Source organism: Chryseobacterium amylolyticum, from assembly GCF_051011775.1.
Lineage (GTDB): Bacteria > Bacteroidota > Bacteroidia > Flavobacteriales > Weeksellaceae > Chryseobacterium.
On sequence record NZ_JBPCHX010000006.1, the window covers coordinates 1 to 15,878 of the forward strand.

At 37.8% G+C, this 15,878-nt stretch carries 14 protein-coding genes; 9 read left to right on the plus strand and 5 right to left on the minus strand.

The window, feature by feature from the left end; all coding sequences use genetic code 11:
• The coding region (locus ACR1PO_RS16540; protein WP_433987485.1) for a T9SS type B sorting domain-containing protein at positions 1-2,352 on the plus strand (2,352 nt) is incomplete at its 5' end.
• 91 nt (positions 2,353-2,443) lie between these two features.
• On the opposite strand, the gene ACR1PO_RS16545 is transcribed toward ACR1PO_RS16540, so the two are convergent.
• Positions 2,444-3,298: a nucleoside phosphorylase gene (locus tag ACR1PO_RS16545; protein ID WP_002979969.1), complete on the minus strand. Its 855-nt coding sequence runs from the start codon at positions 3,296-3,298 to the stop codon at positions 2,444-2,446.
• A gap of 21 nt (positions 3,299-3,319) precedes the next feature.
• Positions 3,320-3,805 carry a hypothetical protein gene (locus ACR1PO_RS16550; RefSeq protein ID WP_433987486.1) on the minus strand — a complete coding sequence of 162 codons (486 nt, stop codon included), beginning with the start codon at positions 3,803-3,805 and terminating at the stop codon, positions 3,320-3,322.
• A gap of 230 nt (positions 3,806-4,035) precedes the next feature.
• Here ACR1PO_RS16550 and ACR1PO_RS16555 point away from each other — a divergent pair, with 230 nt between their 5' ends.
• Positions 4,036-5,865, plus strand: a complete 1,830-nt coding sequence (locus tag ACR1PO_RS16555) for a cytochrome-c peroxidase (protein WP_433987487.1) — start codon at positions 4,036-4,038, stop codon at positions 5,863-5,865.
• A 183-nt stretch (positions 5,866-6,048) separates the two neighbouring features.
• Here the strand turns inward: ACR1PO_RS16555 and ACR1PO_RS16560 are convergent, their stop codons facing one another.
• Together ACR1PO_RS16560 and ACR1PO_RS16565 are read right to left on the minus strand one after the other, a co-directional pair.
• The gene (locus ACR1PO_RS16560) at positions 6,049-6,459 is read right to left on the minus strand and encodes a helix-turn-helix transcriptional regulator (RefSeq protein ID WP_433987488.1); all 411 of its coding nucleotides are present in this window, start codon (positions 6,457-6,459) and stop codon (positions 6,049-6,051) included.
• 44 nt (positions 6,460-6,503) lie between these two features.
• Positions 6,504-6,914 carry a helix-turn-helix transcriptional regulator gene (locus tag ACR1PO_RS16565; RefSeq protein ID WP_433987489.1) on the minus strand — a complete coding sequence of 137 codons (411 nt, stop codon included), beginning with the start codon at positions 6,912-6,914 and terminating at the stop codon, positions 6,504-6,506.
• Between the two features lie 347 nt (positions 6,915-7,261).
• Between ACR1PO_RS16565 and ACR1PO_RS16570 the strand changes: the two genes are divergently transcribed.
• Together ACR1PO_RS16570 and ACR1PO_RS16575 are read left to right on the plus strand one after the other, a co-directional pair.
• A complete protein-coding gene (locus ACR1PO_RS16570) occupies positions 7,262-9,415 on the plus strand; it encodes an alkaline phosphatase PhoX (protein WP_433987490.1) in 2,154 nt (717 codons plus the stop codon).
• A 58-nt stretch (positions 9,416-9,473) separates the two neighbouring features.
• Positions 9,474-10,373 carry a leucine-rich repeat domain-containing protein gene (locus ACR1PO_RS16575; RefSeq protein ID WP_332387085.1) on the plus strand — a complete coding sequence of 300 codons (900 nt, stop codon included), beginning with the start codon at positions 9,474-9,476 and terminating at the stop codon, positions 10,371-10,373.
• Positions 10,374-10,375: 2 nt separating this feature from the next.
• Here the strand turns inward: ACR1PO_RS16575 and ACR1PO_RS16580 are convergent, their stop codons facing one another.
• Positions 10,376-10,699 (minus strand): translation initiation factor, encoded by a 324-nt coding sequence (locus ACR1PO_RS16580; RefSeq protein ID WP_433987491.1) that lies wholly within the window; start codon positions 10,697-10,699, stop codon positions 10,376-10,378.
• Between the two features lie 204 nt (positions 10,700-10,903).
• Here ACR1PO_RS16580 and gpmI point away from each other — a divergent pair, with 204 nt between their 5' ends.
• From gpmI to ACR1PO_RS16605, 5 genes are all read left to right on the plus strand, one after another.
• The gene (gpmI, locus tag ACR1PO_RS16585; protein ID WP_433987492.1) at positions 10,904-12,445 is read left to right on the plus strand and encodes a 2,3-bisphosphoglycerate-independent phosphoglycerate mutase; all 1,542 of its coding nucleotides are present in this window, start codon (positions 10,904-10,906) and stop codon (positions 12,443-12,445) included.
• Positions 12,446-12,605: 160 nt separating this feature from the next.
• Positions 12,606-13,583, plus strand: coding sequence for an acyl-ACP desaturase (locus ACR1PO_RS16590; RefSeq protein ID WP_142722379.1), 978 nt, complete (start codon positions 12,606-12,608; stop codon positions 13,581-13,583).
• 98 nt (positions 13,584-13,681) lie between these two features.
• Positions 13,682-14,113 carry a BT0820 family HAD-type phosphatase gene (locus ACR1PO_RS16595; RefSeq protein WP_041461503.1) on the plus strand — a complete coding sequence of 144 codons (432 nt, stop codon included), beginning with the start codon at positions 13,682-13,684 and terminating at the stop codon, positions 14,111-14,113.
• Between the two features lie 164 nt (positions 14,114-14,277).
• On the plus strand, positions 14,278-15,087 hold the full coding sequence (map, locus tag ACR1PO_RS16600) for a type I methionyl aminopeptidase (protein WP_002979947.1): 810 nt from the start codon (positions 14,278-14,280) through the stop codon (positions 15,085-15,087).
• Positions 15,087-15,854, plus strand: coding sequence for a class I SAM-dependent methyltransferase (locus tag ACR1PO_RS16605; RefSeq protein ID WP_332387083.1), 768 nt, complete (start codon positions 15,087-15,089; stop codon positions 15,852-15,854). The genes map and ACR1PO_RS16605 overlap by 1 nt, the downstream gene beginning before the upstream one ends.
• Positions 15,855-15,878: the final 24 nt, after the last annotated feature.

Sequence of the window (15,878 nt, forward strand, 5' to 3'; positions counted from 1 at the left end):
TTTGTACTTGTAAAATCAGCTACCTGTTCAAAAGTTGCGGAATTGCAGCTCACCATTACTCAAGCGGGATCACCTACAATTACAAGCTCATCACCCACAATCTGCTTTGGCGGAAGCGTTACCCTGACCTCCAATCAGGCAGCAGGCAATACCTGGTCTACGGGAGCAACGACTCAATCTATTACCGTAACAACTCCAGGAACCTATACATTAACCAATACGAGTGGCACCTGCACGAGCGCACCTGCATCAATTACTATAGCAGCAGATGTGGATCCTAATGTACAAATTACGGGAAGTTTAGTTGTATGTGAATCTGCGGCTCAGTTAACAGCTTCAGCCAATGGAACGGGAAATACATTTGCCTGGTCAAACGGAGCGGCAGGAAATTCCATATCTGTTTCAACACCGGGAACTTACAGCGTAACTGTTACCACTCCTTCAGGCTGTCATTATCAAAAATCGGTGGCAGTCACTCAAGGTGTTGTTCCTGTGGTTCAGAATGCAAGCTTAAGTCAGTGTTCAAGCTCAGCAACTTCTACTTTTAATTTAACATCAGCTCAGGCAAACATCAGTACGACTTCAGGGGTAACATTTGATTACTATGTAAATCAAGCCGATGCCATTGCCGGAAACACAAATACAATTGCCACTCCAACAGCTTATCTTTCAGGAAATGCAACAGTTTTTGTACTTGTAAAATCAGCTACCTGTTCAAAAGTTGCGGAATTGCAGCTCACCATTACTCAAGCGGGATCACCTACAATTACAAGCTCATCACCCACAATCTGCTTTGGCGGAAGCGTTACCCTGATCTCCAATCAGGCAGCAGGCAATACTTGGTCTACGGGAGCAACGACTCAATCTATTACCGTAACAACTCCAGGAACCTATACATTAACCAATACAAGTGGCACCTGCATGAGCGCACCTGCATCAATTACTATAACAGCAGCTATGGATCCTAATGTACAAATTACGGGTGTTTTAACCTTCTGTCAAGGCTCTTCTACAATTTTAACTGCTATTGCATCAGGTACCGGAAATATTTTTTCTTGGTCAAACGGGGTAAACGGACCTACGAATACGGTTATGGTAGGAGGTGTTTATACAGTGACTGTTACCACTCCTTCAGGTTGTCAATATCAAAAATCTGTAACAGTAACTACAGATCCTAATATTATTGTAAATATTGCCCCGCCTTCACAAATTACGTGTGCTATTCCTCAAATTACATTGGATGCTACAACATCCGTTTATCAGTCTGGAGCAACATTCTTATGGACAGCAACAAATGGTGGAAATATTGTTTCAGGAGCAAATACTTTAACTCCGATAGTTAATAATAGTGGAACTTATACGCTCACAATCAGGTCAAACCCATTAGGCTGTGTGGAACAAGCTGCAGTAACTGTAATAAAAAATACGGATCCTCCTATTATTTCTGTCACCGCATCTGCTCTTACAATTTGTAAAGGACAGTCTATTACTCTGACTGCATCAGGGGCTGTAACCTATATCTGGACAGGATTACCGGGTAATGGAAGTACTCAAACAATCTCACCGACTTCCACAACAACCTATACTGTAGCGGGAGTTGGTATAAATGGTTGTACTTCACAAACAGCAGCAACAATTATCATCAATGTCATTCCTGAAATAACATCCTCTCTGCATAATATAGAAATCTGCAAAGGAGATACGGGGTTATTAGACGCAGGATCAGGTCAGAACTATACCTATAACTGGAATACCGGAGCGACAACTCAGAAAATCAATGTAACAACATCTGGTACTTATACAGTAACCATCAATAACGGTGCTTGTTCTAAAACATTTACTGCAGCAGTTTCGTATATCCTTACTCCAGAAATTACGGGTATAGTTTACAATAATCATACATTAATTATTAATGTGAAAAATAATGGAAATACTCCTCTGGAATATTCTAATGACGGAGGGATAACGTGGCAAGCTTCAAATGTTTTTACCAGTATTCTTAAAAATACTCTATATTCTATTCGGGCTAGAAACAAAGGAACTTCCTGTGATACAAGTGCAGAATATTATACGTTCTTTATGTCTAATGTTATTACTCCAAATAGTGATGGCATTAATGATGTAATAGATTTTAGTGAGATAAGTAAGTATGGAAACTTTGAAGGAAGCATATTTGACAAATATGGTAAAACCGTATTTAAATTGACCTCCAAAACTCCAATATGGGACGGAAAAAATATTGGAAACCCTCTTCCAACCGATACTTATTGGTACAAAATACTCTGGCAGGATAGAATAAGTAAAAAAAATGTTGAACTATCAGGCTGGATTTTATTAAAAAATAGAGAATAGATTATATAATAACAAATTCCATTTGTTTAATTCAAATTAACAAAAACTCCGGAAATCATTTCCGGAGCTTTTATCTGTATAAATAAAATAATTATTTAATAATTCTTTCCAATACCCATTCAATAAGGTTTTTCTCAGATGCATGGTGGTCTGCAGAGAACTCACCGCGTCTTCTGTTGGCAATAACGTTATTTACAGTGATGGCTTTATGTCCTAATAATTTTGAAAGCGCATAGATTGCAGAGGTTTCCATTTCGAAATTGGTAATTCCAAGATCATTCAATGTTTCAAGGAATTGATCATCTACTGCTTTTAAACGAAGCTGTCTTCCCTGTGGAGCATAGAATCCCGGGAATGTTGCCGTATTTCCGTGGTATTTGGCATCTTTATAATATTCTCCCATTTCTTCTGCCCAATCTGAGAAGTAAAGCATAGGCTTGATTCTTTCATAAGGGAATTTTTCCAGGAAGCTTTTGGAAAACTCATTTTCAAAGTTGTAATCCTGGTAGAAATGCATTAATCCGTCCAAACCAACTACGTTCTGAGTAACCAGCATATTGTCCACCTGTACGTCCGGGTTTACACTTCCACAGGTTCCCATACGGAATAATTCAAGGGCTTTGTGCTCAGTTTTGAACTCTTTGTTTTTCAGGTCAATGTTCACCAAAGCATCCAGCTCATTCATTACGATATCGATGTTTTCAGTTCCGATACCTGTAGACATCACAGTAATTCTTTCCCCGCGAAGCGTCCCTGTATGCGTATAAAATTCTCTTTTATTTTTTTTGATTTCTACCGTATCAAAATATTTTGAAACTTTTGCCACTCTGTCAGGATCACCCACAAGGATGATTTTGTCAGCAATATCTTCAGGTAAAAGATTCAGGTGGTATACACTTCCGTCTTCATTCAGAACAAGTTCCGAGGCAGCAAGTTTGTTTAGCATAATATGTATATTTTTTGTTTTTTAATTAGTCATAATGGCTTCTTTATAAGGAGATGCCATAACCTCGTAGATGTCATTGTATTCTTCTACAATTCTTTTCTGGCCGTTCATTATTTCATATACGGTAACAACGGTTTTTTCAATATTTTTAGGATCTTTCCTCTGTGACGTGATTTCATAGAAGTGATCATCTTTTTTAAGAACAGAAATAAGTTCTTCTTTGGTTGAATTATTGGAGGTCATCATTCCCGGAAATTCCCTGAGGATATCTGAAAGATCAGTATAAGTTTTGTATGGTTTTGTAACTCCATTGGAATAGACATATACATTAGGAATTTCTTTATTATTTTCAAGACGTATCAGATAATAGTCATTTCCTTTTTTCTCAGCATACACAGCCATTTCCTGTTTCTTTTCAGGTTGTTTTTCCTGCTGTTTTTTCTTTTGGGAAAATGCAGTCAGAGAAAGGAAACTTGCTGCAACAGCAAACCATAGTTTTGTTTTCATACTTTTATTTTAGTTTTTTTGATGTGTTGAATTTAATTTAAAAAAATCCTCTCCCAATAATCTTCCGCCATTATTTACCGGTATGCTGAAAAACCGTTTTCCTTAGAATAATGAATTTGATTTCGGGGTTTAAAATTAGTGAAAAATATTGTATCAGAAATATAAACATTATTTAATCTGCTATTAAAACTGAGATAATATCGGATTAATAGTTTTGCCGATAAAAATTCATGAGATCTTATCCACTGCTTGTAGTTGCCCTTCTGATAGGGTTTGCAGTAATGTCTTTTAATCCTGTTTATAAAGGAAAAGAAAACGAAAGGACATTTGTCAATAAAGGTTTGACCGACTTTAAAATGAAGCTTGAACAGTTGAAGTCAGATGTTGATAAGTTCTCTGAAGACCGGATTTCCCTTGAAGAATTACAGAAAACACTCAGCAGTACAAGAAATTCATTCAAGGAAATAGAATTCTATATTGCTTACCATTATCCTGAATTTACCAAAACCCACCTTAATGCAGCCCCTTTGTTTCATATTGAAGCTGCAGGAACATCCGCCTATACACTTCCTCCCGAAGGATTGCAGGTGCTGGATGAACTGGTCTTTTCAGATGAAGCAGGAAATGAGAAAGAAAAGATCAAAACCATAACTACCTTTTTGTATAACAGCTATTCCGGGTTTTATTTAAGTGCTTTAAAAAACGGATTGAGCAAAGGAAACAACAAAACATTGCCTTTACGTATAGAACTGATCAGGATCTATTCACTGGGAGTGTCCGGCTTCGATACGCCAGGTTCTCTGAATATTTCCGAAGAAACAAGCCACGCTTTTTCCGGAATGCAGAAATACATCAGTGATGATCCCTACTTTAAAAATTATAATATTGAAAAGGCTGACGGGATTTTAACAGACGGAATAAGTTACCTTTCAAAAAATACTGATTTTGAAAACTTTGACAGGATTGAGTTTTACAAAAAATACGTACAGCCTTTGTATGAAGAATTTGGAAGATGGGACGGAAGACCGGACGATCTGAATGAATTTTCCGGCTGGAATGTGGGCAACAGGAATTTTTTCAGCAGTGATTTCTTAGATCCGTATTTTTATACCTTATTAAAATCTTCTGAAGATAATCCCGATCTCCGCAACCTCGGAAAATCCATTTTCTATGATCAGAACTTAAGCGGTAACGGAAAAATGAGCTGTGCCACATGCCATCTTCAGGAAAATGCTTTTACAGACCTGAAACCCAAATCACAAAGCAATGTGGAAGGAAAAACAGTTTTGAGGAATTCTCCATCCTTATACAACGCTGTTTTCGCCAAAAGATTTTTCTATGACCTTCGTGCTTTTTATCTTGAACAGCAGGCAGAACACGTTATTTATAATGAACAGGAATTCAATACCAGCTATGAGAGCATTATTCACAAGCTGAAAACAAAACCTGAGTATAAAAAAGCATTCCGTATGGCTTTTAAAGACGGAAAAATAAACAAAGAAAATTTTTCAAAAGCATTAAGTTCTTATGTCGCTTCGTTGTATTCATTTGACAGTGATTTTGACCGTTTTATGAGGAATGAAAAGACTGTTTCTGAGGATGTGAAAAAAGGATTCAACCTGTTTATGGGAAAGGCCAATTGCGCAACCTGCCATTTTGCCCCTCATTTTTCAGGATTGGTTCCACCGTTTTTTAATGAAAATGAATCTGAAGTATTGGGAATTACTACAAAACCCATCAAACAGCTTCCCATACAGCTTGATCAGGATTTGGGAAGAGGAAACAGCCCGGTAAAAAAAGAAAAATCCTGGATTTATGACTATTCATTCAAAACGGTAACGGTGAGAAATATTGCGCTTACGAAACCATATTTCCATAACGGAGCTTTCAATACCCTGGAAGAAGTTCTCGATTTTTACAACGAAGGAGGAGGCGAAGGATTAGGATTAAAAATGAAAAATCAGACGCTGGCACCGGACAAATTAAACCTTACTGAAACTGAAAAAAAACAAATCATTGCTTTTCTGAATGCTCTTACGGATGTGAGTAAAGCGAAGTAGGCGGGTGCGGGGTGCGAGTTTCGGGTTGTGAGGTGATGCGGGTTTTTGTTTGCGGATGAGGGTTCGGTAGAAAACGGTATAGTTTTAATAAAAAAATAAGCTAAATTCTGAAACTGTGTAAATCGGTATGTGCTGGTTTCAGAATTTAGCCTAAAGTTTTTCAGAACGGATCCGTCTGTCTGTTTATTTGTTTTGAATCAGCTTTTCCAGTTTATCAATGATTTCCTGCTGTTGTTTTAGCATACGCTCATAAAGTTCAACCATTTTGTCAAGAGGATTGAAAGTAGGTTGGTTGTTAAAAAATGCTGGTTGTTGACAATTATCAAAAGAAGCTGTATTAGAAATAATGTTGATCGCGTGTTCCTCATCAAAATTCTCAATCGCTTCTGCCGGAACTTTAAGAATCCGGGCTACCCGTGCTAAAATATCAGACTCCACAGTTTCTTTTTGTTCCAAAAGAGAAATCTTCTTCTGATTCCAGTCATCACCTAATTCGAAAGCTAAGGCTTCCTGCTTGATACCCAGCATTTCACGGAAACGTTTAATATTCCTGCCCTGATGTATTTTTTTATTTTGCATAGCTGTGTCAATCATAATAACAAATATAAAATCTTGAGAGATAATAAAAAAAGTTTATTTTATTTGTTTTGAATCAGTTTTTCCAGCTTATCAATGATTTCCTGCTGTTGTTTTAGCATACGCTCATAAAGTTCAACTATTTTGTCAAGAGGGTTGAAAGTAGGTTGAATATTTACTGCATTTAACGTTGAGGCATCATTACTTGTGAAAGTATTTGAGATAATATTTACTGCCTGTTCCTCATCAAAATTCTCAATCGCTTCTGCCGGAACTTTAAGAATCCGGGCAACCTGTGCTAAAATATCAGACTCCACAGTTTCTTTTTGTTCCAAAAGAGAAATTTTCTTCTGATTCCAATCGTCACCTAATTCGAAAGCTAAGGCTTCCTGCTTGATACCCAGCATTTCACGGAAACGTTTAATATTTCTGCCCTGATGTATTTTTTTATTTTGCATAGCTGTGTCAATCATAATAACAAATATAAAGTTTTAAGAGATAAGAATAGACCTCGTTTTTAAAATAAATTATCTTCTAAAATATTCACATTTTCGAATAAAAAATTCTCTTCTTTTACTGTTTAGATTGTTGAACATAGCTGTTTTGAGCTAATCAACAAATAGGATAAATATACACGTCCATCTGGCACCTCATATCCCGAACCCCGAATCTCTCATCCTTCACCATTTAACACAAAATTAATCCCCTTAACATTAGGTTTTTGATAAGTTAATATTTACCGATCCATATTTAAAATCCTATTAACAGAGAAAAAACTCTAAAAAAATAGTTTTGCAAGGTCTAATAAATCAAATAAAAAATGAAGAAAAAACTACTAACAGTGGGAGCTTTGGCTATAATGGCCGGTTCCGGCCTTCAGGCGCAGACCTTGATATTCAATAAGAATGCGTCATGGAGCTACAAAGATAACAACCAGGCCCAGCCGGCAGGATGGAACGCCCAGAACTATGATATTTCAACATGGCCAGTAGGAAACGGTCCGCTAGGATATGGGGATCCCGTAACTACTACCATCAATTCAGGACTTACAACGGCTTATTTTGCTAAAGATTTTACAGTAGATCTTTCAACCCTTTCCGATACGATGGAACTGGGAGTAATGAGAGACGACGGTATCATTGTATACCTTAACGGAGAGGAAGTAGTAAGAGATAATATGCCTGCAGGTGCTGTTACATTCAATACTTTCTCCAGTACTACTATTGACGGGGCGGCAGAAAGTGTTTATAATATTTTTTCCATTCCAAAATCAAAATTTGTAAACGGTGTCAACAGATTTTCTATTGAACTGCATAACAGAAGCACAACCAGTTCAGATTTAAGGATTGATGCTTATCTGAAAACGACAGCCAATACCACTACACCTGTAACTTGTAACGGAACCCATATCAGCTGCTTTACTTCTATTGTTCCTACAGCACAAACCAATAAGTTAATTATCCCTGCTGAACACAAATACCAGTTAATTTTAAAAGAAGGAGACAACTATACCGAAGGCGGAGGATTGGTAGGAGGTCAGAATGACTTTACCGCTTATGTTGCAAAAGCAGGAAGCAGCACAAACGGATATCTGTCTGTAAACCATGAAACGAATCCAGGAGGAGTTACCATGGCAGAAATCAGTTATAATGCGGTTTCAAAGCTTTGGCAGCTGACAAAATCCAGAGCGGTAAGTTTTTCAGCTCCGAGTCTGGTACAAACCATCAGAAACTGTTCCGGAGGAATTACACCATGGGGAACTGTGGTGACCGCAGAAGAATCTGTTACTTCCAACGACGTGAACAATGATGGATACAAAGATTACGGCTGGTTAGTGGAAATTGATCCTGCAACGGCACAGGTAATTTCTAAAAATACTGACGGTTCCAAAGGAAAATTATGGCAGATGGGAATCATGAACCATGAGAATGTGGTGATCAACAATGCCGGAACTATAGCGTATTATGGAGAAGACGGCGGAACTCACATGGTATACAAATATGTAATGGATACCCCAAATGACCTTTCTTCAGGAAATCTTTATGTACTGAAATTGGACCAGGGATTAACTGCAGCAGGAGATCCGGCAGGAACTACAGCAACGTGGATCCAGGTTCCGAATAAAACCAAAGCAGACCAGAATAATACAGGTCCGTTAGCTCTTTCTTTAGGAGGAACAAAATTTAACGGTATTGAAGATGTGGATATCAGCCCGCTGGATGGGAAAATTTATTTTACATCAAAAGGTTTAGACAGAGTATACCGTTTACAGGATAACGGAACTACCGCTTCTCAGGTAGAGACTTTCGTTGGTGGAGGGTCTACAGTGTATTCTTTCAATACGGCTCAGGGTGTGAAGTCTGAAGTATGGGCTGATGGGAATGACAACCTTACCTTTGATGAACTCGGAAACCTTTGGGTGCTTCAGGATGGAGGTAAAAACTACATCTGGGTTATTGCTCCGGATCATACACAAGCCAATCCTAAAGTAAGACTATTCGCATCAATGCCGGCAGGTGCAGAACCTACAGGACTGACATTTACGCCTGATCATAAATTCGGTTTCTTCTCTATTCAGCATCCGGATTCAACGATCTCTACAGACGTAGACGCAACAGGAAATACGATTGATTATAAAGGAAAATCAGCAACTATTGTTATCGCTCTTAAAAATAATCTTGGAACCGAAGGAACTTTAGGAACTATTGATACCAGAATTGAAGAGAATACAGTAACGGTAGCGCCAAACCCAACTTCAGGAATTGTAAAAATAAATTCTGTAAAAGGATTGAAAGATATTGCTGTGACAGCTTACAGCATGGACGGGAAAATCGTTTATACGAAGAAATTCAACGGAACAAACCAAGTATTGGACCTTGATTTCACACAGCAGCTGGAAGGATCACGAGTTTTAGTTTTAAATATTGAAGCTGAAGGAGGATTCCAGAAAACAGTTAAAATTGTAAAGAAATAAATTATTTATAATTCTTGTCTGTCGGCAGCTCCGGTTGCCGGCAGACCTTTTATTTTTTATGAAAAAGCTTTTCTTACTTATTTCCATACTGTCACTTTTCCAGGTCAAGGCACAGATTGATCCGGTGAAATATCCCACTTTTACCAATATTGAAGATGCTTTAAGCAGTAAAAAAACGGTTTACAGTATAAGCTTCAGACAAAAGGGATTGTTCAATCTTCCTCCACAGATTGTGAAACTGGATTCATTATTCTTTTTAAACATTATGGCGAATAAGCTTGAGAAAATGGATCAGGAAATCTTTGCCTTAAAAGAACTGGAAATTTTAAATGTGAATGAAAACAGCATTAAATATATTCCTGATGAGGTAAGTAACCTTAAGAAGCTGAACACTTTTTCAATGAATCTGAACAGCCTGACAAACATTAATCCTAATCTTGCAAAACTTCAGAACCTGAAAGTGGTTCATTTTGATGCCAACAACCTGAATACCTTTCCTGAAGCTCTTATGGAAATTCCCGCACTGGAAGAAATAAACCTCCAGGGAAACCAGATCAGCTTTATTGCAGACAGGCTTGATCAGATCAAAAATCTTAAATTCCTGAACCTTTCAGAGAACCAGATCAATGATCTTGGTAATTTATCTTTTCCTGAAAATCTGAAATATCTTGAACTGCAGCAGAACGCTATCATCAAACTCCCGGAGAATCTTTTCAAAGCAAAAAACCTTGAATTTTTGAATGTAAGCGGAAACAATATCACAGAAATTTCACCCAAAGTAAAAGGGCTTAAAAATATCGTCAGCATGAATCTGGCCAACAATAATCTGAAAGACATTCCTGTAGAAATCAAACAGCTTAAAAATCTGAAAACATTGATTCTTACAGGAAATCCTATAGAAAAATCTACTATTGAAAATTTAAAAACCTTACTGCCGGAAACCCAGATCTATTTCTAGAACTATCCGCCAACACGTTTGGTTTTATATCCCATTTCTTTAAGGATATTCATTATTTTATCACGGTTGTCTCCCTGAATGATAATCGTTCCATCCTTCTCAGAGCCGCCTATGCCTAAGGTGGTTTTTATTTTCTTTGAGATTTTTTTAAGGTCTTCCTCACTGCCTTCCCAGCCTTCAACAATGGTTACAGGCTTACCGTTTCTTCCTTTCTTCTCAAATTTGCATACCAAAGGCTCTTTCTGCTTGAATTCTTCTTCAGGCATCTCAAAATCCTGCTCTTCATGATCAGGAAAAAGCTTCTTCAATTGATCTCGTAAATCCATACCGCAAAATTAAAAAGATTTACCGATAATGAATTGAAATAATCACGAAATTTCAGTTTTTCAACCCTGTCAAGGGTTTAAATCTTGACAGGGTTTGATTATCTGTGATATCCCCTGATGATAAGCAATCAGTAAAATTCAGGACTTCAAATTCTTCTATTCATAGGAAATTAGGTAAATTTGTATAACAAAAGTTTTTACAAAATGTCGAAAAAAGCAATACTGGCCATTCTTGACGGATGGGGATTGGGAACAAACCCAAACGTTTCTGCAATAGATAAAGCAAATACACCATTCATAGACAGCTGTTACCAAAAATTTCCGCATACGACGCTTGAAGCGAGCGGATTGGCTGTAGGCTTACCGGCCGGACAGATGGGAAACTCTGAAGTAGGACACATGAACCTGGGTGCCGGAAGAGTAGTATACCAAAACCTGGTAAAACTAAATATGGCGGTTGAAAACGGAACACTGGGACAGGAAAAAGTAATCCAGGATGCTTTTGATTATGCCAGGAAAGAAAATAAAAAAGTACACTTTATAGGATTGGTTTCCAACGGAGGCGTACACTCACATATCAATCACCTGAAGGGATTACTGACAGCTGCAAAAGAATTCGGTTTAAATGAAAATGTATTTGTTCATGCATTTACTGATGGCAGAGACTGTGATCCGCATTCCGGATTAGGATTTATCGACGAACTTCAGAAGCATATGGAAGCTACTACCGGAAAGCTGGCAACAGTGGTAGGCAGATACTATGCGATGGACAGAGATAAAAGATGGGAACGTGTGAAATTAGCGTACGGTGCCCTTGTAGAAGGAATAGGAGAACAGACAACGGATGTTTTGGCAACCATTAAAATGTATTATGATAATAATGTTACCGATGAGTTCCTGAAACCTATTATTTTAATGAACACTACCGCTACGGGAAATGTGGTGCCGGTAGCAAGAATCATTGAAGATGATGTGGTGATCTGTTTTAATTTCCGTACAGACAGAGGAAGAGAAATTACAGAAGTTCTTTCCCAAAAGGATTTCCCTGAGTTTGGAATGAAGAAACTGAACCTGTATTATATTACATTAACGAACTATGATAAAACCTTCCAGAATGTACAGGTCGTTTTTGATGAAAATGTACTGACGGAAACCATGGGAGAAATCCTTGAGAAAAATGGGAAAACCCAGATCAGAATCGCAGAAACAGAGAAATATCCTCACGTTACTTTTTTCTTCTCAGGAGGAAGAGAAGAGGAATTTGTGGGAGAAAGAAGACTCTTATGCCCAAGCCCGAAAGACGTTCCTACTTATGATTTAAAACCGGAAATGTCAGCATACGATATTACCAATGCAATTGTACCTGAACTGGAGCAGGGAACCGCTGATTTTGTCTGTTTAAATTTCGCCAATACAGATATGGTAGGCCATACAGGCGTCTTTGAAGCAGCAGTAAAAGCCGCTGAGGTTGTAGATCAGTGCATTGAAAAAGTAGCAACAGCTGCTTATGAAAACGGATATGCTGTTTTCATCCTTGCCGATCATGGAAATTCAGATGTCATGATCAATCCTGACGGAACCCCGAATACCCAGCATTCTACGAACCTGGTTCCTTTTATCGTTATGGACAAAGATCATAACTGGAATTTAAAACCCGGAAAACTGGGTGATGTAGCTCCTACCATCCTTAAAGTAATGGGAGTGGAAATACCACATGCGATGACAGGAGAAGTTTTGGTTAATTAAAATTCAATAATATCCGAATAAAAATGCCGTTATATCTTTATAGTGGCATTTTTTTTATGATTTATGTCAGATAAGGTATGAGTTGCATACTTTATTATGCGCCAAATAATAAATAAATCATATCTTTGTAAATTAAAGTAAATTAAAACTGAATAGTAAAATGTATCAAAAGCTTGTAAGGAAAGAAGTAATGGGGATATTGGAAAAGGAAGTGTCTTCTTTTCTTGATAAATTTTTAACGCCAATTGAAAAAATTTGGCAGCCCTCCGATTATTTGCCAGATCCGTCAAGCGAAGAATTTAAACACGATTTAGAAGAAATTCAGACATTTGCCCGTGAAATGCCTTACGATCTTTTCGTAACATTAATCGGTGACTGTATCACAGAAGAAGCACTTCCTTCCTATGAGTCCTGGCTGATGGGTGTTGACGGAATCAATCAGGAAGAAAAAGTAGGCTGGGCCAACTGGGTAAGAGCATGGACCGCTGAGGAAAACAGACACGGGGATTTATTAAACAAATATCTTTACCTGTGTGGAAGAGTAAACATGAGAGAGGTTGAGATCACTACCCAATATCTTATCAATGACGGGTTTGATTTGGGAACAAGCATGGACCCGTACAGAAACTTCATTTATACAAGCTTTCAGGAAACAGCAACCAATATCTCCCACAGAAGAGTAGGAACGCTGGCAAAACAATCCGGAAACGGAAAGCTGGCAAAAATGTGCGGTGTCATTGCTGCGGACGAAGCAAGACACGCTAAAGCCTACAAGCATTTCGTGGCAAAAATTCTTGAAATAGATCCTTCAGAAATGATTCTTGCGTTTGAAGATATGATGCGTAAGAAAATTGTAATGCCTGCTCACTTAATGAGACAATCCGGACAAAAAGCTGGAGAGCTTTGGGGACATTTCTCAGATGCCGCACAAAGATGTATGGTATACACAGGCCAGGATTATATCAATATCATGAAAGACCTTTTGGATGAATGGAAAATTGAGCACGTAAAAGGCCTTACAGAAAAAGCAGAAAAAGCTCAGGAATACCTGATGAAGCTTCCTGCAAGACTTCAGAAGATCACAGACAGGGTTTCTACTCCGGATCTTCAGTTCCAGTTTAGCTGGGTAAAGAGCTGATAAGAACTTTATTATTATTTAAATATAAAAAGTATTGAGTGCCTTTCTTTTTGGCACTCTTTTTATTTCTTATCTTTGCAAAGCTAAAAAATAACAAAATGTTAAATAATAAAAAGATTGCTGTTGACTTTGACGGGACTATTGTTGATGATGCCTACCCGGCAATCGGAAAACCGAAAACTTTTGCATTCGAAACTTTAAAAAGACTTCAGGCTGAAGGATACAGACTTATACTTTGGACGTACAGACACGGAAAAACGTTGGATGAAGCTGTAGAATTCTGCAGGAAAAACGGAATAGAGTTCTATTCTGTGAACTCAAGCTTTGAAGGAGAGGTTTTTGATCCCGAAACACAGTCCAGAAAATTAGATGCTGACTGGTTTATTGATGACAGAAATTTAGGAGGATTCCCAGGCTGGGGTGAGATCTATAACATTATTCAGGAAAGAATAGAATTCCGTGTAGAAGGAAAAGAAGTTCTTGCCTATTCAAAACTTAAAAAAGAAAAGAAAAAAGGACTTTTTTGGTAGAATATAGAAAACTGGAAGCTAGATATTAGAAGTTAGCTTTTTAATATCAAGTGCTTTTGATCTTTTATAATTTATAGTAGAAAGTTCAATAGGTGATAGGAAGTAAAAATAAGCATAACGCTGTTGTCTAACTTCTAACATCTAATATCTAATATCTATATACGATGATTCAATTAAAAACGATAGACGAACTGCGTCTGATGAAGGAGAGTGCCAGATTGGTTTCTAAAACATTGGGAATGCTGGCAAAAGAAATTAAACCGGGGATTACTACCTTATATTTAGATAAACTGGCACATGATTTTATTAAAGATCATGGCGCTGAGCCTGCATTTTTAGGGTACGGAGGATTCCCGAATTCTCTTTGTATCTCTCCGAATGAGCAGGTGGTTCATGGCTTTCCGAACAACGATGTAGTAAAAGAAGGAGATGTTCTTTCCGTAGACTGTGGAGTTATTCTTAACGGTTTTGTGGGAGATCATGCCTATACTTTTGAAATCGGGGAAGTAAAGCCGGAAGTTAAAAAATTACTACAGGTGACCAAGGAATCTCTATATAAGGGGATTGAGCAGTGTATCAGAGGAAAAAGAATAGGAGATATCTCCCACGCGATCCAGGCACACTGTGAAAAAGAAGGGTATGGAGTGGTAAGAGAACTTGTAGGACACGGCTTAGGAAGAAAAATGCATGAAGATCCGCAGGTTCCGAACTATGGAAGACAGGGAAGCGGAAAAGTAATTAAAGACGGTCTTGCAATTGCTATAGAACCGATGGTTAATATGGGAACTGAAAAAGTGAAATTCCATAATGACGGCTGGACGGTTACTACGTTAGATAACATGCCATCCGCCCACTTTGAACATGACGTAGCGGTAATCAACGGTAAGCCGGTACTGCTTTCAACATTTGAATATGTATATGAAGCTTTAGGGATTGTAAGTGATGAAGAAAAGCAGTTCCAACTGGATTTTTAATGAAAAAATTAACGAAGCTTTTACTGAATAAAATTCCACGTCCGATGCTTATTAAAATGAGCATCTGGGCAAGGCCGCTTATTTATCAGTTTTTCAAAGGAGATCAGTTCTACGACCCTATTGATGGAAGATCTTATAGAAAATTCCTTCCTTACGGGTATGGTAAGCAGCGTGAAAATGCCCTGTCCCCAGGAACCTTAAGTTTGGAGAGACACCGTCAGATGTGGCTGTATCTTCAGAATGAAACAGATTTTTTCATTAAAAATTATAAAGTTCTGCATATTGCTCCTGAGCAGGAATTTTTAAGGAAGTTCAAAAGGATGAGCAATCTTAACTATATCTCGGCAGATTTATATTCTCCCATTGTAGATGTCAAGGCTGACATCCTGGACCTGCCTTTTGAAAATGAAAGTTTTGATATTGTTTTCTGTAATCATGTGCTGGAACATATAGAAGATGATGCAAAAGCAATGAGTGAGCTGTACAGGGTATTAAAGCCCGGCGGATGGGGAATTCTTCAGGTTCCGATGAAAAATTCACTGGAGAAAACCTATGAAGATTTTACCATTAAAGATCCTAAGGAACGCCAGAAACACTTCGGACAATACGACCATGTCCGCTGGTATGGGATGGATTATTTTGACCGCTTAAGAAAAGCTGGCTTTGAAACAGAGCCTAATTTTTACTCACAGAAATTCTCTGAAGAAGAAATAAAAAAATACGGGCTGAGACACAATGAGATCTTGCCTGTAGTTTATAAAAAATAAATAAAACCCGTTTTCAATTGTTGA